The organism is Oxynema aestuarii AP17 (assembly GCF_012295525.1).
GTDB classification, from domain to species: domain Bacteria; phylum Cyanobacteriota; class Cyanobacteriia; order Cyanobacteriales; family Laspinemataceae; genus Oxynema; species Oxynema aestuarii.
Window position 1 is genome coordinate 1146398 of the sequence record NZ_CP051167.1, and the last position, 21786, is coordinate 1168183.

Here is a 21786-nt window from a genome sequence, read left to right on the forward strand (position 1 = left end):
TTTAAACGCACCAAAATTCTTCGTTGTCGGGACATTTTAAGGCAAATCCTGCGGTTGCGATCGCTAAAATTCCTGAAAGACTCGGAAAGAAAGTATATTTTTCTTCTCGCCCAAAATTGTCGCAGACTGTGATGGGATAACAGTCTAATCCTTGTTTTTTGAGTTTAAAAATTGCCCAGCGATTATTTAGATGTTCTTTAACGATGACACCGGGTAAGAGGGGTGGGGTGAGTTCGGCAATGATTGCAGTCGATCGCATCATTTCACCAATACCTCGCTGGATTTGACAGTTTTGAAAAGCATAGAGTTTCGACAGTTGAGTGTTGGCAAATTCATCGAGATCGATATTGAGATTGGTAAGATTCAGAGAAAAACTTAGATTGTAGGGCTGTTTGGCGCGTTCGGTGACGAGAATGCGATCGCCGTCGGAAACAAATTCGTAAAATCGCAATAGATGCAGAGGATCGAGATTCGTTTCGCCACAATTATCGAGAAGAAATCCTTTTGGATCTTCAATTTTGACGTTTTCAAATAAGCTATCACGGAAGCGAAATAAGGGAGCGTAGCTGATTTGTAAAATCCTGGCATAGTGTTTGAGTTTTTCGGTGTAATATCGCTGGCTTAAAATCTCTTGTTCTAGTTGTTCGATCGCAACTCGTCCAGATTTCACATCTTCCCAGTCTTCAGAACAATAAGCCTTGAGGAAACTCTTGACGCAATTTTGACCGCCTTTGATATACTTCCAATCTTTTGGGATTTTCTCAATTTTGGTTTTGGCAATGTTTTCTGCTCCTTGTAAAATCTTCATTCGTTGTCGATACTCTTTCCAAGGTCGGTTTCCACCGAGTACACTTTGCAAGGTTTGATAGAGTTGAGAAATGAGGTGTTCTCCTGGGGTATTGATGAGACTGGTTTCGAGTTCTAGTAACGGACGAGCAATTTCTAAAAAGGCTTCGGAACGCCAGTAAATATTGAGAAAGGGTCGTTGCATACACTCCAAGCTTTCCAGGGTTTTTTGGAGTGCTTCTCGTCCGCCAGAACCGTCGAGATTTTGCAGTCCTTGTTGCCAAACTTCTTGGGGTAAATAGACGATCGCATGAGAAGAAATATCGGTTTTAACTTTCCCTAAAACCCGTCCCACTCGTCCGATTCGCTGCCAAAATGAGAAGCGATCGCGCGAGGAGAAAATTAACCAGTCGAGGTTTTGGCGATCGCGTTCGATTTCACGCTCGAAGTTGAATCCGACATCAACGGTACTGGTGGCGAGAATGACTTGTTTTTGAGCCGCTTTGGGACGGTCTTCTTTTGGTGTATCTCCGGTAATGCGTCCGCAATAATGTTCGTAACCGCGATCGCGCAATTCTGTTGAAATGGCATTGAGGGTATCTTTGGAGTCCAAAATCACTGCGCCGTTGTCGTCGGGTCGATTTTGAATGCGATCGCAAACTTCTCCGACGATTTCTCGAATAATTTCGTCTTTTTCGGGATACGATCGCACTTCGAGATTGACTGCAGTTTGCGAGGGAATGAGATGTCCAGTTTTCCCATTCCCGTCAATTAGAGCGACCCGAACGCCGTCTGTTTCTAGCGTTTTTAAGGCTTCTTCACAAGCGGGTTCGGGAGTGGCTGTGAGCAAGACGACTTTACGGTTATTTTGGAAATAGCCAAAAACGTGAGAAACGGCTAAATAAAATAACAAACTCACCAATTGTTTGGCATCGTACAGATGAAACTCATCGAAAATGACGGTCGCGAAACTTTTGTAAAAAATGCTAGCGATGTTGGAGCGATCGCGCCGATTGTATTGAAAAAAAGCAGCGTAGTAAAAAATATCGGGATTCGTCACCAGTAAAACAGGACGACCGCCGCCACATTCAGGAAATAGCGTTGAAGGATCTTGCAGAACGTTGTAGATTTTTTCACCCGCACGCCGTCCGACGCGATCGTTTGGCCAAGAATTCACGTGCTTGGCTGAAGCCGCTTTCACAACGTGGGGTAAACCTGCTGCTTTGACAAATTTTTCGGCGGCGATCGTTTGTTGTTCGACGAGGGCATTCGTAGGAGCAACGTAAACCACATTTCGCGTCGGATTTTCCAAAACCACACTGAATCCGGCTTTCGTTTTTCCCGTTCCGGTTGCAGAGAGGTCGAGAATTAAATCGTGGTCTTTGGCTGCGTTATAAACATCCACTTGATGCTGTAAAGCCTTGCCTCCAAAGACTTTTTTGAGAGCGTCGGGTAAATCGGTTTCAGTACAAGCGGCAATTTGGGCGGGTTCGAGGGTGATGTGGAGATTATTCACGGGAGTTTCCTCCTAAAAATTCTAGATTTGCAGGAATTAGGAAGTTTCCAATTTGCCATGCTTCACCATGAAATTGAAGGTTTTTCAACAGAGAGGCTGGCGGAATGGCAATTAAATCGAACGCGAACGGTTCGAGGTCGGGTGGCAAATCGGCTGAGTTGAGATAGGTGTTGCAACGATAGGTATCGGCGGGCAATTGTCGAACGGGTAATGCTTCCCCCACGTCAACGCGCACTTTGCTCGTAAATTTGCCCACGCGGATGTATTCAGGAAGTTCGCCTTCGCCAAAAACGAGGGTTTGAAAGCGATTTCCGCGATCGATAATTCGCAATCGTCCGGTTTGGGGAAAGTTACTCGGACGGTAAGTGTTGGGTTTTTTTCCAGTTCGTTTGAGCGGTAAATCTTCCCTGGCGGTGGCGACGCGATTGTTCGTCATGGCGTACCAGTAGGCATCGGAGAGGGCGTTAAACCGCTCAAAACGATAGGAGGGACTGTTTTCAACTGGCCAGGCGGGGAGAATGTAATGTTGTCCCGCAAGCGGCGTGAGGTCTTCTCGATACCGAGGTCGTCCGGTGTCTTTCCCCGTCAGGCGATAGGGCGCCCTCGCCCAACCGAGGGCGTAGGCGAGGGCGTAGTTTCCGATCGCTCCTTCGGTATAGTAGGTGTCGGAGAGTTCTCGGGAGGCGAAAAACACCGGTTCAGCACACCACAATTCGACGAGGCGGGCGGTGGTAAAGGTCGGGGAATCGCTTAGGTTGAGTTCTGATTGTGGCATGAGGTGTTCCTCTTATTTGTTTTTGCGCCCTTTCTTGGTCGATTGTTGTTTGATTTGGCGATAGGGTTGATAGGATTCGTCCAATCGTTTGAGAAAGGTTTCTTGTTCGTCGAGCGACCAATGGCGATCGATATCCTCGATGAGTGCGTCGAGTTCTTCGGATGACAGTTGCATGGAAATCCCCCGTTTGTTCGTCCAAGTGTTGATGACAGATTGGGTGGCTTCGATGAGAGCGTTTGTGTTTAAGGGATGTTCGAGGGCGACGTTTTCGGCAATGAGGCGATCGTAAACGCCTTGCACGAGTTCGAGGGAACTGGGCAGTTCGGAAATGCCGCCAAATACGCCGAGAATTTGGTTTTCCATGCGTCCGACTCGGCTGGAAACGGCGCCGTAACGAGTGGTGAGAAGTAGGTTGCCCAAGGCGTAGCGTAATTCGTCGGCGGTGACGTCTTTTAAGGTGGCGATATCGAGAAAGTGAACGCCGGGTTTGATGTATTCGCTGGTTTTGAGAGCGGTGGAGGCGTTGCCTTTTTCGTCCCGCATGGTTCCGGTTTCAAATACAGCGTTGATGGTGCGATCGCCAATGAGTTCAGTTGAGGGCAATACGCTAAATGCATCTTCTGTCCAAATGCGGCTTTTTTGTGCGCCTTCTCCACCCGCTGCAAATCCGTAAAGGAAACAATCGACGCACATTTCACAAGGCGCGTTGGTGTTGAGGGAGCAAGGTGAATCGCTTTTTGGGGCAGTATAAAGCAACTCGTGATTTCGTAAAAATTCCCGTCCCCGCCGCCGTTCGGGGGCGACTTGTTTGCGTTTGGTCATGACTAAACGCAGAATCGATTCGGTGTTTTGAACTCCGGCTTGTACGGATTCGCGACACATGGGTTCGCCCGTTCCTTCGGTTCGGAAAATGGTTTCTGATTGGGTCGTCCGAAGTACGACTACGCCAATAGTTCGACCTTTGGGAAAGTTTTCGTAGTTGGGGGCGAGGAAGGATTGTAATTTCTCGATCGACATTTTCAATTTCTCCGGTATTTTTCGGTGGTGGGTTAAATGAATTCGCGAATTTTAAAGACTATTTCGCTTCAGGTTGAACCTCGGAAGATTCCTCGTTTTTTGCTTTAAGCTCTTGACGAGCTTCCTGCAAGAAAAAGAGATAGGCGGCTTCGAGGGTTTTGCTGTCGGTCAGCAGACGTTCGGGACGAGAGTTATACACTTCTTCAAACAGCTTTTTTAAAACCTCGTAAAACTGTTTGACCTGTTCGTATTTGGTCGCGCCTACCCCATGCTCTCGAATGCGATCGAGCCGGGTGTGATATTGCTGAACCAGTGCAGCAAAGACGGTATCCCAGTCCATGTGTGATTTTTTCGATCGCACCGCTTTAATAAATTCAGAAAACGGTTCGGATTGAGCAGTTCGACGAAACGAACTTCCGCGAAGTTTTCCGGTTTCGGCAATTTTTGCCGCTTGTTTGAGATAATCGGAAATCCGAGTATGTTCGTCTGACATAAGATTCTCCAGTAATTGATGTAATGGCTCTCGAATACGTCGCCAAACGGCTTCTAAATTCGGGTCGTCCTGCTCTCGTAAAACCCAACGCAGTAGAACGTAATACAGATTGAGGGGGCGAGTGGTAGCACGGGCTAAATCGTAAAGACAATCATCTTTTTTCTGAAGACTAGCAACAGAAATCGCTAGTTCTCCCACGCAACGCAACCGCTCTAAAACATCCTCGGCGGTGAGTGTTTTTTGACGCTCTTTTTCGGCAAGATGACCGTCTCGAAGATATTGACCGCTTCCCAGCAATGGCTGTAAGGAAGAGGGAATTCCTTCGACTTGTCCGAAATCGTTCCAAGTGGGTTTAATTTCTAAGTTGGAACTGAGAATAAAGGGAAATCCCATCTCGAACGATAAACTGAGTTCTAATGCCAGTCGTAAAGACTTGAGTAGAGCCACTGAATTATTGACATCTCCCCAAAGAACGGGAATTGTAACGGTGGAATTGACGAAATCCGGACGTTTGGGAAAGGCAAAGCCGACCACTTTATTAGCTTTAAAGATCGTCTCGTTTTTGCGATACAGTTCCAGTTCGTCAACTGTTACCGTTCCATCTTCGTTGATTTGGGCAGTCTTTTTCAGGAACTCTCGCCAAATTCGCCGCAGTTCCACATTAGAACCCGAGGGAAGTGCAAAGTGTAAATAAACAGGTTCTTGTTTGACGCTTTTAGGGAAATTTGCACCCACTGCCATTAACTGATAAGCTAAGGCTGAAAGGGTATCGCCTCGCCGTTTGGGTTCTGCACTCATTCCGCCCGGAAGACGATTGGAAAATGCCTGAACTTTGGTTTCGGGCGGCATTTTGCTCGAAATCAGTTCTTCAATCTGATTGGATGTGGTTCCTAGCGAACATCGCTTGCGAGGATTAGCATCAATGTATGCAGTTAATTCCTGAATCCCTGGTAATGGTTTGGTTGTGGGAAAATTGAGCAGTTGTCGAACGGCGTCGATGAGTTCTTGTGAGGCTTCTACTTCGTCAGTTGTACGAAGTTGGAAGGACTCTTTTAATGCTTCGTAGATGGTGGGCAATCCTCCTGAAACGACTTTGGCGGCGAACAAACCCCGTCCGTATTGGGGGTTAAAGGGTTCGAGAGCGGTTCGCTGTTCGGGAGAAATTCCAACTTGTTCGGCGATGCGATTCCATGCTTCTTTGGGGTTGATTTCTGCTTCTCGATAGCTGAGATAGAGAGATTTTAAGCCTTCGGAGATGGCAAATTCTTCGGCATTGGAAACGGGTTGCAATCCGAGTTGTGCGGCGGCGGTGAGGGCATCTTCTCCGGCGTCGTTACCGTATTTTTCGATGGTTTCGCGAACTTTGTCGGCTTTGTAACTGCTGGCTTTTTTGACGAGTAGTTCGTCAACGGCATCGAGAGCCGCATCGGGGTTTTGTTGGACGGCTTGCGTGTCGATTTTAATGCCATCTTTGCTGGGTTTGACTAGCTGTTTGACGTTAGAACCGAAGGTACGATCGATCTGTTTTTGCCAGTGTCGAGCGATGTCAGGGGCGATGTCTGCTTCGGGAAAGGTTTCGCCGAGGAAAATTTGACCGTTGGGTTCGATCGCCAACGTCGTTAAACCGCGATCGCACAAGACTTTTTCGCAAGCGGACAACAACAGCGAGGTAAAGTAACCGCGATCTTCTGCTAAACTGATGCGAAACAAACGACAGGGACGTTGAAGGGCAATGGTGAGTTTATTTTCAACTTTGCGAATTCGTAAGTTGTCGTCAATTCCTAAGTCGAATAAGTCCGCCGCCACCACCATCGCCGACCAGCGATCGATTTCGGGATCTTCGGGTAAAAATCGCATTCCATCGCTAACGTTGTGGTCTGAATGACGTTCGATAAGGCGACGAACCCGTTCGAGATCTGCGTCGTTTTTTACCAAGTCGGCGACATAGGCGCGATCGAGTTGTTCTCGGAGAAAGGTGCGATCGCGTGCCAAGGTTTTGACGTTGCGTCCCTTTTCGTCAAATTTGTTCAAGTCGTGAACAGCAGTTGCCGCGAGAATTTGCGATCGCTTGTCCTCGGGAACTCCGGCAATTTTGCTGACCGTGAGGACGAACTGACAGGCGGAGTCGAGATGTTCGGCAAGACTGCGACCTCGGCGAGTACCGTGTTGAGCGTGTTTGCCGTGGTGTTGGTACAGCTTGGGACGAATTTCGCTGAAATACCGTTCGTCGAGGGATTTAGGTTGACCTGGAAGCAGGTCGGCCAGGCGAGCCATTGGTGATTCTCCCCAGTGAAAAACACTGCGATTTGCAGTTATGCGCTTTATTTGTAATTACACTAAAACTATAATTGCATTCACGACCCAGAATGTCAATAGTACAATTACACTTTTGGTAATGGCACGTAAAAAAGAGACAATCACACTGTCAATCCCCCCAGGGACGAAGGCGCGACTGGAGGCGATCGCCCGTCGTCTGGGCATCATGTGGGGCAAATCCCCCAGTATCTCCGGCTTAATCGTCGCGATCGCCGAAGAAGAGTACGAACTCGGTGAAACTTTTGTACTTACACCTCGGCAATTAGCTGTATTGCAACAGGCCACAGATCTCCTCATCGACACGGGATTTGTGGATAAAGCGCAAACCCTATTGCAACTCATGCTCGATCGCGGCGACCTAGACCCCTCTTTCCATCAGGAACTCATGCGAACCATCGGTCAAACCGGGCAACCTTGGCGCGTTGTCGTGGAAGAACATCGGAAAAACCGCCAACCGTTCCGGGTTCTCTATCGCAACAGCCAAGGAGAAGAGTATACGTACACTGTCCGTTACGCGCAGTTCGACTTTCACGAAAAACGCTACTACCTGCATGTTTGGTGCGACGAAACAGAGGACGTGCAAGACAGCCAGTTTCCCGAACTCCGTCACAATCGCTGTCTGCGGCTCGATCGCATTCAGTCCATCGTCCCCACAGACGCCTCTTGGCGAGAGGAAGGCTTGGATACGATAAAAGTACACTTACACTTTTATAGCGGCATGGTCAAAGCCTACGAACCCAAAAAGGACATCGATATCGAAGATCGAGAGGTGAATGGCGTGCGCCAGGTGGTGCGTCGCGTCGCCAATCCCTTCTGGTTAGCCAGAGACATTCGACGCTATGGCGAAGATTGCGAAGTTATCGCTCCCGATAGCCTGCGTCAACTGATGATGCAAGAATATCGAAAAATGCTCGATCGCTATTCTTCTTAATATGGGTTGATGAGTCGGAACCCCAGCCTCTTAAAAATTCCGGGGTTCTGGAACGATTCAGAAAGCGATCGAGCCAATTATCAAAAAAAAGGTGGCAATATTACCACCTTTTCCGTTACGTTTCGATGAATTGTATTTATTGCTTTCCGAAAAACAAGCGAATAATAATTCTAATTTCTTCGCGAATGGCTTCGATATCCGATTGAGAATCCATTAAAATTCGATAAAGGGTTTCTTGCTCTTTATTGTTGAGTAAAGCATCGAGCAACGGTGGTTTTTTCAAATCTTTGCGTTTTTTCTCCAACCGCTCGATCGCTTCTTCCTTCGTCAAAATCCCCAAATCGATCGAGTCGTCGAGAACTTTTTTAACTTGGTTCAATTCCCGCTCTATCGAGGCTTCTTTCTCAACGTGAGCCCATTGAACGACAATGGCAATCAGATCTTCTGGCTTAGAGAGTCCGAGTTCGTCACACAAATCGTGTAACTTTTCACCGAGCCAGTCGCTATCTTTTTCAAGACCTTGAGTTGATAATAAAGTGGTTTGGTCGATCGGTCGTTCTTCCCCCGATTGTAAGTCGGACGGGTTGGATTCGGGCGTCGGGGAGCTGGGTAAGGATGCAGAAGGAGTCATCATAGCAAATCATCGCGAGCGATCGCGCCTTGGCTAATTTGGCGTTATATGTGTTTTTCGAGCCTGTTTTCGCCATTCCGGAAGCCTCAAAAATAAATCGACGACCGAAGCTAAACGAGCGATCGTCGATTCGTTGAGTTTCTCTCCTTCTCGCCTTCAGTTGATTTACCGTCTTAATCCGATCGCTCCTTCTAAATTTGCTCCCAATAAATTGACTTCGTCAAGATCGGCATCGGTGAGGTTGGCTCCGCGTAAATCGGCGCCATACAGATTAGCTTGACTCAAATCTGCCGAATCTAAATTTGCCTCAATTAAATTGCTACCCAAGAGATTCGCCGTACTCAAATTGGTCGTACTCAAATTAGCGCGACTCAGATCGGCCATTTGGAAATTTGCCCCAGTGGTATCGGCTCCCCTCATATTGGCGGTACTTAAATTTGACCGACTGAAATCGGCGCCAATCAAATTGGCATAGGTCAAATCCACCCCTCTCAAATCAATCCCACTTAAATCGGCCCCGTTGAGGTTGCAACGCTGACACGCTTTAGTTTGGATTAATTTTTCAACATCGGCAGAACTGGGTTGGGCCCAGGCTGATGTCACTAAGGTTAGGGGAGCCAGCAAACTGAGAGTTGGAATCGCGTAGATTTTCATGGCAACTCCTGCCATTGCAATTAAGATCTAGTCTGAAGACGATGTATCGGAGTTCCGCTAGATAAAACCTACCCAAACTTACCCATCAAGTCTGAAAGCTTGATGAACAATACGTTTGAGTCGATTTTACTTCCTGCTTCTACCAAGGGAGTCTGCTCGCTCTTGTCCACAGGCGTTAATTTGGCCGTAGCTCGACCTATTTTTTCCAGATTTTTGGCTGCGTTTAAATCTCTGTCTATTTTGAGATGACAATGGTCGCAACCAAACAGTCTTTCTGATAAGAGTAATGAGTCTTTAATGCTTCCACAATTAGAACAGATTTTACTAGATGGATAAAATCTGTCTACGATTATTAATTGTGACCCATATATTTGGCTCTTATATTCCATCTGTCGTCGGAATTCATAAAACCCCATATCGGCGATAGATTTAGCTAGTTTATGATTGGCCATCATGCCCGATCCGTTTAAGTTTTCTATCACATTAACGGCGTGGTTCTTGCATGATTGTAAGGTCAACTTATGTAACGTATCTTTTCTGAGATTAGCGATTTTCCGATGGAGTTTTTGGACTTGAAGCTGGGACTTTTTTCGATTGGCAGAGCCGAGACTTTTTCGGCTAACTTGTCTTTGGAGTCTAGCTAGTTTATTTGAATGCTTTTTATATGCTTTTATTCCTTCTATACTTACTCCCGTTGATAAGGTGGCAAGCGCTTTTATCCCCAAATCTATCCCCACTACATCTGTTTTCTTCTCGGTGGGGGTCACGTTGACATCTATTTTAAACGAAATAAACCAGCGATCTGCCTCTCGACTAATCGTCACATTTTTGGGTTGATAATTTCCCGACAGTCTTTCATAAGTTTTCAGAATTTCAATAACAGGAACCTGAATTTTATTTTCAGATAATATTTTTATGGTTCCATCTAGAGTAAAGCTGTCTTGTCTACCTTTTTTCTTAAATTTAGGTCTAGATTTCTTTTTTTTAAAGCAATCTTGCCACGCCTGGGCGAGATGTCTGAGAGCGTATTGAGGGGCACACTTAGAAACTTCGTAATACCACAGATTCTCTAGTTTTACTAACTTATTTAACCATTTATGTAAGTCAATTGCTGTGGGAAATTTAATTTTTTCATCGGGACGACAAGCGGCATTATGTGATAAAATTCCTAAACACAACCCGTGACCCCAATTGTAAGCATGACGCGCCACTCCCGCATGACGAGCAAGTTTTTGTCGTTGGGTCAGATTAACTTTAAGTTGTGTTTTAAACCCTAATAACATGGAGTTAAATGCTCTACGCTAGCAATGGCGCCTAATTAGTGCTAATTTTACCACCACTGATGACTTTATTAACAATTCAGTTTCTAGAAATATTGGTCAATGCTCCGGGAATTTCTCACGATTTGAGTAAGATTGAGTAAGATTGGGTAATTTTTTGGCTTCTGTAGTTAACCCTCAACGATCGCCCGATCGAACAATTTACATCTAACTCGGTCAGGATCGCCACTTTCAAGTTAGGGATCGCGATGCACCGTCATGTTTTGGATTTAATGAAAGTTTTTTCAATCTGGCTAACTGGGCTTTTTGGAAAGCTTCGATCTCCCCTCAATAATTATACTGGAATCTTCGTCAACGGACGAGTTCGCCAAAATGAAGGATTTTTAGTATTAAAAGTTACAGTTTACTAACCGTTTACCGTCATCGAGCGAGGGCGATCGCGATCTTCCCAGGCTGAACTCGGGATGGTTGGCTGGAGAAAAAACAGCGAATGGGCAACAAAAATGAGAGACGTAATCAGAGATGTTCAAGAATCGTTCTTTTTTGTTGAAAAATGCAATCTTTTTCGATCGAATTTTGATAATTTTTTATCAAAAATAAAGATTTCCCGGAGGGATCCCGATGCGAATAGTTGAAGTCGGCGATCGAGGGGATTGACCCCCCAAGCCAGATTTTGAGATATAATTGCAATGAGAATTCGACCACAGAGGCGCCGCACGACGATCGCCCCTGGCTCAAGGGCGAAGGGCGATCGCGTCAAAGAAGCCCTCGTCGAGTTCGTAGCCGAGCATTTGTGCCAGGCCCATTAACTTAGACTGGCTCGAAATACCTCGGTGTTGCAGCCAAGTGGCGATCGCGAAAATCTTGTGCATCAAGAAAATCTCCAACGCTTGGGGATTATATTGAATCCCCTCCGTGCGGTGAAACTCGTGAGGAACCAACATCGCCGTGTAGCGGGCCAGTTCGCCGCCGCGCCAGTCGAGGACGATCGGCAACCAGGGATAGAGAGCATCGAGACGGATAAACCAGAGTCGAACCTCGGGAATCTCGGAAAGTTCGCGGGGGTCTTCGGGTTCGCGGGGGTAGTCGATCTCAAAGCGCAATTCTGGTTCGAGTGGCGGCGTAGTCCCCTCACCCAAGATCTGTTCGATCTTCGTTTGGGCCGCAGAGACATCCAGTTTTTGTATGGCTTGAGCAGAGACAGAGATAATAATGGCCATTGATAAGACGAATAACAATAACAAATGAGAAAACTAAGAGAATCGACGCCCTAGAACCCGAAATCGGCGACGGCGATCGCGCTCATCGTCTCCAAAGGAGAATCGCCCCAGGGTTTTGACAAAGTGAAATTTTAGCGTCAATCCCGACGCGGTGGCTAGGAGAAAAATTCCCTCAAACCGCACCCGGGCGATCGCCAAGCGTCAATTCTCTCCAGATTTGGCCATCGGGGGGCGATCGCGGGCGCAACCGAGGAACCTACGATAAAATAAAGCACTACAGTCTCAAGCGAGCGCCCCTTTCCTTGCATCGGATCGTGGAAATAAAGCTATGAAAAATTGATTATGAAAAAAGAGACCACGAGCGCGAAACCGATCCGTTCCTTAGACGACGCCCTGCATCGGTGTCAGTCCTTGGGAATGCGACTGAGTCGCCAACGAAGATATATCCTAGAACTGCTCTGGCAAGCACAGGAACATCTCTCGGCCAGAGAGATTTACGATCGCCTCAATCAAGCGGGCAAAGCCATCGGCCATACCTCCGTCTACCAAAACCTCGAAGCCTTATCCAGCCAAGGAATTATCGAATGCATCGAGCGATCGGACGGTCGCCTGTACGGCAATATCAGCGATTCTCACAGTCACGTGAACTGTCTGCAGAGCAATCGACTGTTAGACGTTTACGTCGAACTGCCTCCAGAAATTATCGAGCGCGTCGAACGAGAAACCGGGGTTCGCATTGTTGACTATCGGATTAACTTCTACGGTTACTCCGTAGAAGACGGGCAAACCAACGACCAACAGGGAACCGACTCCCCCGACGAGGGCGCCTGGATGGGCGACAATCCGGCGGCTGACCCTGAGGAGCGCCCAGGTGCGGAGATCGACGCCAATGGTGCTGCCGTGTAAGCAGCGATCCCGATCGGCTCTCGATGGGGTCGGTTCGAGTTCTCCTGGTGCGATCGACATTTTCGCTTCTCCTCACGCCCAAACCGAACCGTGCGATCGCCCGTTCGAGGGCTTGCTCGACCCTCGACGGTCAACGAAAAGGATCGACGGGACTCCCCCTCGGAGGATCCCGTCTTTCCCGTAGGAACCGAAGTGGTTTAGTCAAGACATTTCGGAACCCCCGTGCGACCCGTACCCCCCAGACTCGCCAGCCAACGCCAAGGGAGATCGAAGGAAACGGAACTGGGGAATGAGAGTTACTCAGCCCTCACCGTAAATTCCCTTGAAGCGCTTGAAGAATGGAATGTCAGGGGATAAGTACCGACCGCTCCGGCAGGGGTGGCGATCGACAAACGACGATTGACATACCCAGTACAATTGCCTGCAAGGACAATGATGAGATGCGATCGCCCCTTCCAAACGGGCCGAGTCGAGGTACTCCACCTTCAGATAGACTCCCGAGGAGTTGGGAGAGTCACTCAAAATGGAATAGTTTTATAGTCAAAACAGGTTTTAAATCGGTGTCGGCCAGTATTTTATTTTTAGATCGATTGAACTCGCTCAACTCCGGGCGGATGCGAGCAGGCGCTCGCCTTCGTGAGGGGTGGGCGATCGCGGTGACGACGTGCGGTTCGACGTCTGTAAAAGTAGGGACAGCTCAGTTGCAATGGTGAAAAAAGAATTTGACCAATCTAGCATACCAGCAGCCCCACGGATTCGTAGGCGGCGGGAAAAGCGTATCCGAACGGCAACCAGTGACTCCCTGTCCAAAAGTAATCGTTCGGGCTCGGCGAACGCCAAATCCCTCCAGGGAATACTCGCCCGGATCGATTTGCCCCTGGGAGAATGGTTCAGCCGGGAAAAGGTACGAGAGCAGTGGGAACGAAGCCGCCAATTCTTTTGGGGCTGGCACCTGGTTTGGATGAGCCTGCTCGTGGTCTGTACGGGACTCGGGGGGGTCGCCTTGCAGTGGTTGTTAACGATGCCACCGCCGATCGATTGCGATACGATCGCCAAAACGGCACCGGAACGAGACCAGCTCTACTGCGCCCGGGAAGCCGCCAAGTCAGGGGAGATCGAGAAATTAGTCGCGGCGATCGCCCTGGTCGAAAGTTGGCCGCCGGATCACCCCTTACAAAACCAAGGTCGGCAACTGGTGGGCGAGTGGTCTTTAGCCCTGCTGGATAAAGCCCGACAGCAGTTTCTCGGGGGGGACTTAGACGGGGCGATGGCGATCGTGGCCAAAATTCCCGAAGACAATCCCGAATCGGGGTTTATCGCCGCCGAAGTGAACAGTTGGCAGGGGGACTGGCAAGAGGGCAAACTGATTTACGACAAAGCCCAACAAGCTATCCAGGGTCAAGCTTGGCAAAAAGCGGAAGACTACACCCGCGACTTGCTCAAAGTTGACAATATTTATTGGAAAACTGAAAAATATACCCAACTCAAGCAACAGATTAACCTCGAACGCCAAGCGTGGAACAAGTTGCTCGACGCGCGCTATATTGCCGGATTCCAAACTGCAGAAGACTTCGTGCGGGCGATCGACTTGGTACGCCAACTCAACCCGAGTACCCACGCCCGTAAAGTGGGGGAGACGGAGGTGGCGAAATGGAGTCGGGAATTACTCAAAATCGCCAAAGGACTCGCCGACGAGGAGCGCTACGATCGCGCCCTGGCTTTAGCGAAATGGGTGCCTGCCGATTCGGAAGTCTACGCCGAAAGTCAGGACTTTATCAAACTCAATACCGCCAAGTCTCTCATTCAAGAGGATTCCCAAATGGGAGACAAGCTCGGCGATCGCCTGTTTGCTTTCCTGGAAGCGAAAGCTGTCGCCAGCGAAATTGAAGCCGACAGTCCCCTCTACGCTCAAGCGCAGGAAAATGTATCGACTTGGGAGCAATCGTTAGAAGATTTAGTGACCTTGCAACTCGCCAGTGCAGTATCGAGTTTGCAACAACCACTGGCTCTCAAAATGGCGATCGACCAAGCTAGCACGATCGGTAAAGAGCGACCCCGACGGATTCACGCTCAAACCCTGATCGCTCAATGGCGGCAGCAGATGCAGGCGATCGAAGACCGCCGTCATCTCGCTGCCGCCCGCGCGATCGCCGCCTCCGACAATATCGAAGGGTTCAAAGCGGCGATCGCCACGGCCCGTCAAGTCGAACTGGGACGACCCTTGCGCGTCGAAGCCCAAACTGAGATCGCCCATTGGACGAACCAAATCGAAAAAATCGAAGATCGTCCGATTCTTGCCAAAGCTGAAAACTTGGCAAAAGCAGGCAAACTGGAAGAAGCGATCGCCGTGGCCAAACAAATTGAAAGCGGACGGGCGCTTTACTCAGACGCTCAAGCCCAGATCGACGAATGGGTCGCCGAAGTCCAAATCGCTCAAGACCGACCGATTCTCGATCGCGCCAAAGCGTTAGCCGCCGAAGGTCGTCTCGGAGAGGCGATCGATACTGCCGCACAGATTGGCTACGGACGAGCCTTGTATTACGATGCTCAAAGTGCGATCGGCCAGTGGTCCGCCCAACTCGATGCCATTTATGCCGCCCGCCAAGCGGAAGCCCGACGCGCATCGTATCAGGAACCCGCCCCGGCTCCGGTGTATCGGGAACCCGCCCCGGCTCCGGTGTATCGGGAACCCGCCCCGGCTCCGGTATATCGGGAACCCGCCCCGGTATATCAGGAACCCGCCCCGGTATATCAGGAACCCGCCCCGGTATACCAGGAACCCGCCCCGGTATATCAGGAACCCGCCCCGGTATACCAGGAACCCGCCCCGGTATATCAGGAACCCGCCCCGGTATATCAGGAACCCGCCCCGGTATATCAGGAACCCGCTCCCGAACCTGCCCCACCTGCGGAAGAGTCCTATAATGACGCTCCCTTGCCCATTGATGGGATCGAATAGGGAGGCGCGATCGAGGGTATCCTAGGAACAGGACTCGGCATTCTCCCCAACCCATCCCCAACGATGGGAGAGGCGATCGCCTGCGATCTGGGGGCGATCGCCTCCCGGGCGGCTTTCCTGTAGGCAGTCGGGCAGTGGGTCGTAGAGATCGCAGTGTTCCGTTCCTTTATGCGTTGAATTGCCGTGAGTCAAACAGCCCTCAAACTCATCCTCGTCGATCGCGACCCAATTTTCTTGTTGGGGTTGCAAACCGTGTGTCAAGCGTGTCCCGCATTTGAGATCGTCGGCGAGGCGCAAACGGCAAGAGCGACCCTCGAATTACTTCAGAATCAAAATGGCGATGCGGATCTTCCCGACGCGATCGTTGCCGATGGAGACTTGTTGGGCGATCGCCTCGATGCCGATACCGCCGACACCCTGCTCGATCGCCTCCATCGCGACTTTGGCCGCGTTCCCCTCCTCGCCTTGAGTTCGAGACCGCCCGATCGCCAGACCCTCGAAGCCCTCGGCGTTCGCGGCAGTTGTCCCAAAGGCATTCCCGGTTCGGAATTGATCGCCGCCATCCGCGAAGTGGCCGAAGGTCGCAGCTACTGGCACCCATCGCTCTCCGGCAGCGCTTCCCTGGCGATCGCCGCCCATCGCGGCGGCTTGTTGGGCAATCTCTGGCAGGACTTCCATCGCCTCGGCTTACACCAAATCGACCGCCAACTCGCCGAAATTACCACTCAATTACAACATTCCTCCTTGCCAAATGTCGATCGCTGGTTTCTGGAAGGACGCCAACGGGAACTGATCGCCGCACGCTGGATGGTCGATCGGATCTTAGCCCCCCCGGCACCATCATCCGCCGCAATGGGGGAACGCCGCCCGTCACCGAACCGCCCTACCCCTGCCACCAATGCGCCCCAGTCCGCCCCGCCAAGCGCGGCAGGAGCTTTGACCCTCAGCGACCCGAATCACGAAGCCCTCGTCGAGTTTGTCCCCGCCTCCTTATTCGAGTTGACCTTAGCCAAAATCCCCCAGGTGAAGCGCAACAACACCGGGAGACCGATGGAAATCGATATTTTACGTCCGCCGAAAAAACAACAATTATTGGCGATCGTCGTCGGTCAACTCGAAGCCGTTCTCGACCAACTGCGGTTTTCACAAGTCCAACTGACCCAATTGGGATCCAAGCGATCGCAGATCTTAGAGGATATTTGGGAAGGGGCGATCGCCGAATTTTTCGGTCAATATTACTCCCTCTGGATCGGCGAAGTCCCCGGCGCCGTGCAGGAAGTGTGGTTGAACGGGGACAATCCTTACACCGTTCCCCAAGAACTGCGCCCGACTTTGGCGCCCGAGACCCTGGGAATGCGCGAAATTGAATTGGTTCCCGCCTTATTGCAAGACGTGGCGATCGTGCGTCGGGACATCCTCGATCGCATTCCTTTCGTGGTCGATTTGTGCGCCTATTGCTTATTTAAAATTCCCTTAGCGATCGACAATCGCGCCCATGCTTGGGATAGCCCCGCCGCGCGAGAACGCGCTCAAGCGATTCTAGAAAATCTGACGATCGAAATTGCCAACGCGGCGATCCAACCCTTGCTCAATCAATTTGCCGATGTCGAAGCGATCAAGCAGAATTTTTACGAGCGCTGCTGGATGCCGAGTCGCGAAATCGAGCGCCTGCGTAACGATCTGTCCTGGCAATATCGGCGTCAACAATATTGGCAAGAACCGAAAGATATTTTTGAAAGTCAATATCGTCTGTTCGTCCTCGGCGCCACCGCGATCGAGTGTCAGTCGGTTTATGCCTCGCGTACTCAAGAATTGCAGCAGTTGCAGGGTCTGCGCCTGGGAGCCACCTTGCTCTTAGAAACTCGCGATGCGATCGCCCCGAGATTGCGAGCCTTGTTGGTCTCCATCGGCAATGGCGCCCGTTATCTGTTGATTCAAATCGGACGCGGTATCGGTTTGGTCGGTCGCGGGATCCTTCAAGGGATTGGCAATTCGTTGCAAGAAACCCGTTACAGCAAGAATCGCGAACAGTCAAAATAAACTGCAATCGATCGACGTTCCTGCCTCGATGACGACAGAGGCGATCGCCGCCGTGTCCAACTGACGGATCCGACCCGTCCGGCAGGCGCCCCATGGCGATCGCGTCGTGGCGATGCCCGCAATCGACCTTGAGAAAAAATTTTTTCTAAAAAATTCACAACATCTAGTTTGCATATTTTTCCAATAAATAAAAAACGCCCTCGATCCCTCGAACCGCGAAATTTGATGGCGACATACGGGCGATCGCCCCCATTCTATAACTTTTTTAGCCCCTATTTCCTCCTTTTAACCCCGATCGTCATGCCTGCCCTGACTGACTTGACGGGATTTAGAACAACTAAAAATAAATAATTTTATGCAAATTAAACTAACAAAACCCCCGATTACCCCCCGAAATTCCAAAAAAATTGCGGGGTGGGGGGTGACACCCCTCATCAAGGATGCTATATTACTGTTTAGTAGATGCACCCTGATGGCAAACGCCCAAACTTTTGGGCGTTTTTTTTTATCTAAAAAACGCCGCCGTCGGTATTGCGTAGCAGACGAGTTCGCGGGCAGAACCCGTGACGATTGAGCGGCGATCGCGGCGATCCTAATCTACCGTGACGACCGATTCGGGAAAATGTTTGGCCAACGCGGCAAACACCGGACAAGGCTTTTGTTGTTGTAAATTTTCCGGCTTACTCCAAGTAAACGGAGCTTGCACCGCCGCCGACATCCACAACAGGCGCCGGGCGCGAGTCATAGCGACATAGAGCAAGCGATATTCTTCCGCCATTTTCAAAGCTGCCGCTTGCTGCCATGACTCGCGAACCGAAGGAATGGCCGTCGTCGGGTCGAAATCGCCCAAACGGCGGGAATAAAACTGTTTTTGACCGTGCAAACTGGCACGAATTTGGGCGCGGGCGACCTCCGAGAGGGTAAACTCGCCGAGAAACTGAGCTTGGGGCGGCACCCAGGACTGACCGGGAATCGTGTTTTCGTGCAGGAAAGGGATAAAAACGTAATCCCAATCTAACCCTTTAGCTTTGTGCATGGTCACGATCGTCACTTGACCCGATCGCGTATAGATCGATTCTGTATCTCGGTCGGCGTCTACCCCTTCAAAACTTTCCGACGCCACAATTTCGTTGAGGACTTCTAAAATCGACGCCATCGATCGCGATCGCGCCGTTTGTCGCGAGACCCGTTCCCCCAATTTATCCGCCGTCGCCAATTCCGACGGGTTGTAATCCAATTCGACGGCGATAAACGAAATAAGCTGGTAGATAGGTAAAGCGATGCGGGCGTCGAGCAAGCGCGTGCAGAACCCCCGGGCGTCCAGTTCCGACGGGGATTGTGTGGGAGCGAGCGGTCCGGGATAGAGAAACTGTTCCGGACGACTGGCGAGGCGGTCGAGATCTTGGGCCTGAATGCGTTGACGTTTGACGAGGACGCGCAAAGCTTCTTTGAGATACTGGGGCGAGTGGGGGCGATCGATAAAATTGAGTAAAGCGAGGATTTCGCCGGGAACGTGAGAGAGACGTTCGTTCGCGGCGACATCGTAAACGGGAATACCGCGATCGAGGAGTTCGCAGTCGAGACCGTAGGCTTTGGGATTGCTGAAAATCTCTTGAATCAGGCGTCCTTGTCGGTTTTCGCGCACTAAAATCGCCGCCGATCGCGGTTCGGAGGTATGGGAGAATAGTTCGACAATCCGACGGGCGATCGCCCCGACCGTAGCATAGATATCCCGGGGGGCGCACAGTTCCAAACCCAACCCCGTCGGCGCCGGATTGGCTCCCTTTTGCGGGTCTCCCGGATCCACCGGATGAATATGCTGGGCGCGAAACGGTAACGCTTCTTCAACGATCGCCGTTCCCAACCCCTGTAACGCGCGCGGATAATGCTCGTTCACCCAATCCAGGGTAAAATTAGCCGCTTCAATAATCATCGGACTACTGCGTCCGGCGCGGTCCATGGTCGCCAACAGTCCGCGACTTTCGCAATGCTGACAAAAACGGCGAAAGTAAATCGGATCGGCGGGGGTGAACGTCGAGTTAATCGCTTGATTGGGGTCGCCGACGCGAATCAAGTTCGGGGGGGCGTCGCGGTTGTTGGCGTCGGTGGCGAGCAATTCGAGCAGTTGGGATTGTAAGGGGGAAGAATCTTGCGCTTCGTCTTCAAACACGGCGTAAACGCGCTCTTGCCAAATCTGACAGGTACTCGGTTCGCGCAGGACGCGCAAGGCGGCGAGAATCATGTCGTCGTAGTCGATCAGTTGGCGCGATCGCAGAAACTGTTGATATTCGCGATACAATCCGACGGCGATCGCCAAAATTTCGTAATCGTCATCGGGAACCCGCGTTTGGGAGGCTTCGGCGAGGGCGAGTAAATCTTCCGGTAACAGTCCGGAGGATTTCGATTCGTGAATCACCGTGTGCGCCAGTGCGGGAAGCACGTCGGTTCGTAAGACCGACTGACGGCGCAGGCGTTCGGTTTCTTCGCCGTCGAAGGATTGCCCTTCGATTAACTGCTGGTAACGATAGGGATGCTCGGCGATCCAGCGTTCGACGCAATGGGCGATCGCCCGGTGGCTTTGATTGGGGGCGATTAAGGTCGCTTCTTCCAAACTCAGCCCCGACTGTTCCGGGTGTTGGGTGGCGATATTGAGGGCGAGTCCGTGCAAGGTATTGACGTTGAAACCGTAAGCCGGAAGCCCCAAGGTTTCTAAAGCTTGGCGGATTCTCACTTTAATATTGGCGGCTGCCGATCGCGTGAACGTGACCACGACGAGCTGACGACGATGATTTAACTGCGATCGGGCGATCGTCAGGGCTGCCGCATCTGCCATTCCTTTCGATTTTCCCGCGCCGGGAACCGCCGAAACGGCCAGGGATCCGCCCTGCCAATCCGCCATTTGCCGTTGTCCCGGGCGCAAACCACGACGAATGCGTTCCCAGGGGCTCTCTCTCCCATTGTCCGGTGTTGCAGTGACTTCGGGGGTAGTGCGGGTCTCGCTGAGGTCGGAATTTTGAGGCATTTTGGGCTTGAAAATTTCGATAAGGAAAGCTTTTTTGAGTGTATCGGTTTCTGTTCGAGGGGGTTAAGATTTGGGATTTTAGATTTTAGATTTTAGATTTTAGATTTTAGAGGGTTGGCGGGGAGGTGACTGGAAACGGGTTCGTTTCAATTTTTGTATCGCCCCCGGAGAAAGCGAGAATCGGAAGTTAGCTTGGAATTGAACTTCGCGCTTCAGGGAGATCCGTTCTCATGTCTCTTTCCCATCACGTCTCAGACTCTCGAGATCGCTCCTATACTCAAGGCTGGAAATGGCCGATCGCCGCGATTCTTTTGGGGGCGATCGCCCTGTCCGGGTGCGCCCAAGCCAATAAAGCCAAAATGACGATGGGTGCGGCCCCGGAAGCAGACGCCTACCGAGGGGACGAAATGCAAATAGCCCAAGGCAATCAGGTCCAAAGTGAAGCCCCCGCCGCCGTCGAAGCGGCTGAAGCGGCGGCGATCGCGCAAACGCCGCCCCAACTGATTAAAACCGCCGCCATGACGGTAAAAGTAGAGAAAATTGACGGGGCGATCGAAGCCATTTCGCAAATTATCCGGCAACAACGCGGTGATATTTTAAATTTTGAAGACAACAAGCCCGTCAGTAGCAATACCTCTCATTTGGCTTCGATGCAACTGCGCGTCCCGCAACAGCAATTAGAAAATACAATTAACGCGATCGCCGAACTCGGAACGGTTCTCAATCGTTCCATTAGCGCCGAAGATGTTTCCAACCAACTGATCGACAATGACGCCCGGTTGCGAAATTTGCGCAAACAAGAAGAAATGGTTTTAAAAATCATGGACCGATCCGGTTCGGTCGGCGACGTTCTCAATGCAGCCCGGGAATTGGGCAACATTCGCGAACAAATCGAGCGCCTGGATGCAGTGCAGAAAAACTTACGCAATCAAGTCGCTTACTCGACTATTTATTTGAACTTGCAAGCTCCAGTTTCTGTCGCCGAAGTCGTCGAACCGTCTTTAGGGTCGCAGTTACAAGAAACATGGACCGATGCAACCGATGCTTTTCAAGGTTTCGGGGTTGGTTTACTGAAATTGACCATTTATTTGTTAGTTTTCAGTCCATTTTTATTCCTCTTCGTCTTTGGTGGCGTCTGGGGATATCGCCACTGGCGACGAGGGCGCGATCGCCAGCCCCCGGCAACTGGGGGGACGGCAGAAGAATCGCGATAACTCTATAATGGGAACATTCGCAACTG

Annotated in this window: 16 protein-coding genes and 1 pseudogene; 5 read left to right on the forward strand and 12 right to left on the reverse strand. The window is 50.6% G+C overall.

All coding sequences use genetic code 11. The features are described from left to right. Position 1 precedes the first annotated feature (1 nt). From cas3 to HCG48_RS04500, 4 genes are read right to left on the reverse strand one after another with little or no spacing between them, the layout of a single operon-like run. On the reverse strand, positions 2-2302 hold the full coding sequence (gene cas3, locus HCG48_RS04485) for a type I-D CRISPR-associated helicase Cas3' (RefSeq protein ID WP_168568083.1): 2301 nt from the start codon (positions 2300-2302) through the stop codon (positions 2-4). Beyond that, positions 2295-3077, reverse strand: coding sequence for a type I-D CRISPR-associated protein Cas5/Csc1 (gene cas5d, locus HCG48_RS04490; RefSeq protein WP_168568084.1), 783 nt, complete (start codon positions 3075-3077; stop codon positions 2295-2297). Before cas5d ends, cas3 begins: the two co-directional genes overlap by 8 nt. A 12-nt stretch (positions 3078-3089) precedes the next feature. Continuing rightward, positions 3090-4094, reverse strand: a complete 1005-nt coding sequence (gene cas7d / locus HCG48_RS04495; RefSeq protein WP_168568085.1) for a type I-D CRISPR-associated protein Cas7/Csc2 — start codon at positions 4092-4094, stop codon at positions 3090-3092. A gap of 58 nt (positions 4095-4152) precedes the next feature. Then, entirely contained in the window at positions 4153-6861 is a 2709-nt protein-coding gene (locus HCG48_RS04500) for a CRISPR-associated protein Csc3 (protein ID WP_168568086.1), read from the reverse strand. A gap of 121 nt (positions 6862-6982) precedes the next feature. Here HCG48_RS04500 and HCG48_RS04505 point away from each other — a divergent pair, with 121 nt between their 5' ends. Next, positions 6983-7834, forward strand: coding sequence for a helix-turn-helix transcriptional regulator (locus HCG48_RS04505; RefSeq protein WP_168568087.1), 852 nt, complete (start codon positions 6983-6985; stop codon positions 7832-7834). A gap of 136 nt (positions 7835-7970) precedes the next feature. Here HCG48_RS04505 and HCG48_RS04510 read toward each other — a convergent pair whose 3' ends face one another. The 5 genes and pseudogenes from HCG48_RS04510 to HCG48_RS04525 all read right to left on the reverse strand — a co-directional run bounded on the left by HCG48_RS04510 (position 7971) and on the right by HCG48_RS04525 (position 11619). Next, the gene (locus tag HCG48_RS04510) at positions 7971-8468 is read right to left on the reverse strand and encodes a DnaD domain protein (RefSeq protein ID WP_168568088.1); all 498 of its coding nucleotides are present in this window, start codon (positions 8466-8468) and stop codon (positions 7971-7973) included. A gap of 162 nt (positions 8469-8630) precedes the next feature. Beyond that, positions 8631-8750, reverse strand: a complete 120-nt coding sequence (locus tag HCG48_RS27005) for a pentapeptide repeat-containing protein (protein WP_445974480.1) — start codon at positions 8748-8750, stop codon at positions 8631-8633. Further along, positions 8745-8993, reverse strand: a pseudogene (locus HCG48_RS27010) (pentapeptide repeat-containing protein); the annotation flags it as partial. The pseudogene HCG48_RS27010 and the gene HCG48_RS27005, both read right to left, overlap by 6 nt. Positions 8994-9187: 194 nt before the next feature. Continuing rightward, on the reverse strand, positions 9188-10402 hold the full coding sequence (locus HCG48_RS04520; protein WP_168568090.1) for an RNA-guided endonuclease InsQ/TnpB family protein: 1215 nt from the start codon (positions 10400-10402) through the stop codon (positions 9188-9190). 731 nt (positions 10403-11133) lie between these two features. Beyond that, entirely contained in the window at positions 11134-11619 is a 486-nt protein-coding gene (locus HCG48_RS04525) for a CRR6 family NdhI maturation factor (RefSeq protein ID WP_168568091.1), read from the reverse strand. 342 nt (positions 11620-11961) lie between these two features. Between HCG48_RS04525 and HCG48_RS04530 the strand changes: the two genes are divergently transcribed. Both HCG48_RS04530 and HCG48_RS04535 read left to right on the forward strand, forming a co-directional pair. Next, positions 11962-12525, forward strand: coding sequence for a Fur family transcriptional regulator (locus HCG48_RS04530; protein ID WP_168568092.1), 564 nt, complete (start codon positions 11962-11964; stop codon positions 12523-12525). A gap of 706 nt (positions 12526-13231) precedes the next feature. Further along, positions 13232-15484 (forward strand): hypothetical protein, encoded by a 2253-nt coding sequence (locus HCG48_RS04535; RefSeq protein WP_168568093.1) that lies wholly within the window; start codon positions 13232-13234, stop codon positions 15482-15484. Positions 15485-15505: 21 nt separating this feature from the next. On the opposite strand, the gene HCG48_RS04540 is transcribed toward HCG48_RS04535, so the two are convergent. Continuing rightward, a complete protein-coding gene (locus tag HCG48_RS04540) occupies positions 15506-15676 on the reverse strand; it encodes a hypothetical protein (protein WP_168568094.1) in 171 nt (56 codons plus the stop codon). On the opposite strand from HCG48_RS04540, the gene HCG48_RS04545 reads away from it, so the two are divergent. Next, the gene (locus HCG48_RS04545) at positions 15668-17524 is read left to right on the forward strand and encodes a DUF3685 domain-containing protein (protein WP_168568095.1); all 1857 of its coding nucleotides are present in this window, start codon (positions 15668-15670) and stop codon (positions 17522-17524) included. The genes HCG48_RS04540 and HCG48_RS04545 overlap by 9 nt on opposite strands. Here the strand turns inward: HCG48_RS04545 and HCG48_RS25405 are convergent. Together HCG48_RS25405 and HCG48_RS04550 are read right to left on the reverse strand one after the other, a co-directional pair. Further along, positions 17516-17698: a hypothetical protein gene (locus tag HCG48_RS25405; RefSeq protein ID WP_210437174.1), complete on the reverse strand. Its 183-nt coding sequence runs from the start codon at positions 17696-17698 to the stop codon at positions 17516-17518. The genes HCG48_RS04545 and HCG48_RS25405 overlap by 9 nt on opposite strands. 418 nt (positions 17699-18116) lie before the next feature. Beyond that, the gene (locus tag HCG48_RS04550; protein ID WP_168568096.1) at positions 18117-20546 is read right to left on the reverse strand and encodes an ATP-dependent helicase; all 2430 of its coding nucleotides are present in this window, start codon (positions 20544-20546) and stop codon (positions 18117-18119) included. A 230-nt stretch (positions 20547-20776) separates the two neighbouring features. Here HCG48_RS04550 and HCG48_RS04555 point away from each other — a divergent pair, with 230 nt between their 5' ends. Then, positions 20777-21760: a DUF4349 domain-containing protein gene (locus HCG48_RS04555; RefSeq protein WP_168568097.1), complete on the forward strand. Its 984-nt coding sequence runs from the start codon at positions 20777-20779 to the stop codon at positions 21758-21760. Positions 21761-21786: the final 26 nt, after the last annotated feature.

Coding starts and splice junctions, on each gene's coding strand:
- cas5d (WP_168568084.1), bottom strand. CDS start 3,077: ATGCCACAATCAGAACTCAACCTAAGCGATTCCCCGACCTTTACCACC.
- cas7d (WP_168568085.1), bottom strand. CDS start 4,094: ATGTCGATCGAGAAATTACAATCCTTCCTCGCCCCCAACTACGAAAAC.
- HCG48_RS04500 (WP_168568086.1), bottom strand. CDS start 6,861: ATGGCTCGCCTGGCCGACCTGCTTCCAGGTCAACCTAAATCCCTCGAC.
- HCG48_RS04505 (WP_168568087.1), top strand. CDS start 6,983: ATGGCACGTAAAAAAGAGACAATCACACTGTCAATCCCCCCAGGGACG.
- HCG48_RS04510 (WP_168568088.1), bottom strand. CDS start 8,468: ATGATGACTCCTTCTGCATCCTTACCCAGCTCCCCGACGCCCGAATCC.
- HCG48_RS04520 (WP_168568090.1), bottom strand. CDS start 10,402: ATGTTATTAGGGTTTAAAACACAACTTAAAGTTAATCTGACCCAACGA.
- HCG48_RS04525 (WP_168568091.1), bottom strand. CDS start 11,619: ATGGCCATTATTATCTCTGTCTCTGCTCAAGCCATACAAAAACTGGAT.
- HCG48_RS04530 (WP_168568092.1), top strand. CDS start 11,962: ATGAAAAAAGAGACCACGAGCGCGAAACCGATCCGTTCCTTAGACGAC.
- HCG48_RS04535 (WP_168568093.1), top strand. CDS start 13,232: ATGGTGAAAAAAGAATTTGACCAATCTAGCATACCAGCAGCCCCACGG.
- HCG48_RS25405 (WP_210437174.1), bottom strand. CDS start 17,698: ATGCAAACTAGATGTTGTGAATTTTTTAGAAAAAATTTTTTCTCAAGG.
- HCG48_RS04550 (WP_168568096.1), bottom strand. CDS start 20,546: ATGCCTCAAAATTCCGACCTCAGCGAGACCCGCACTACCCCCGAAGTC.
- HCG48_RS04555 (WP_168568097.1), top strand. CDS start 20,777: ATGTCTCTTTCCCATCACGTCTCAGACTCTCGAGATCGCTCCTATACT.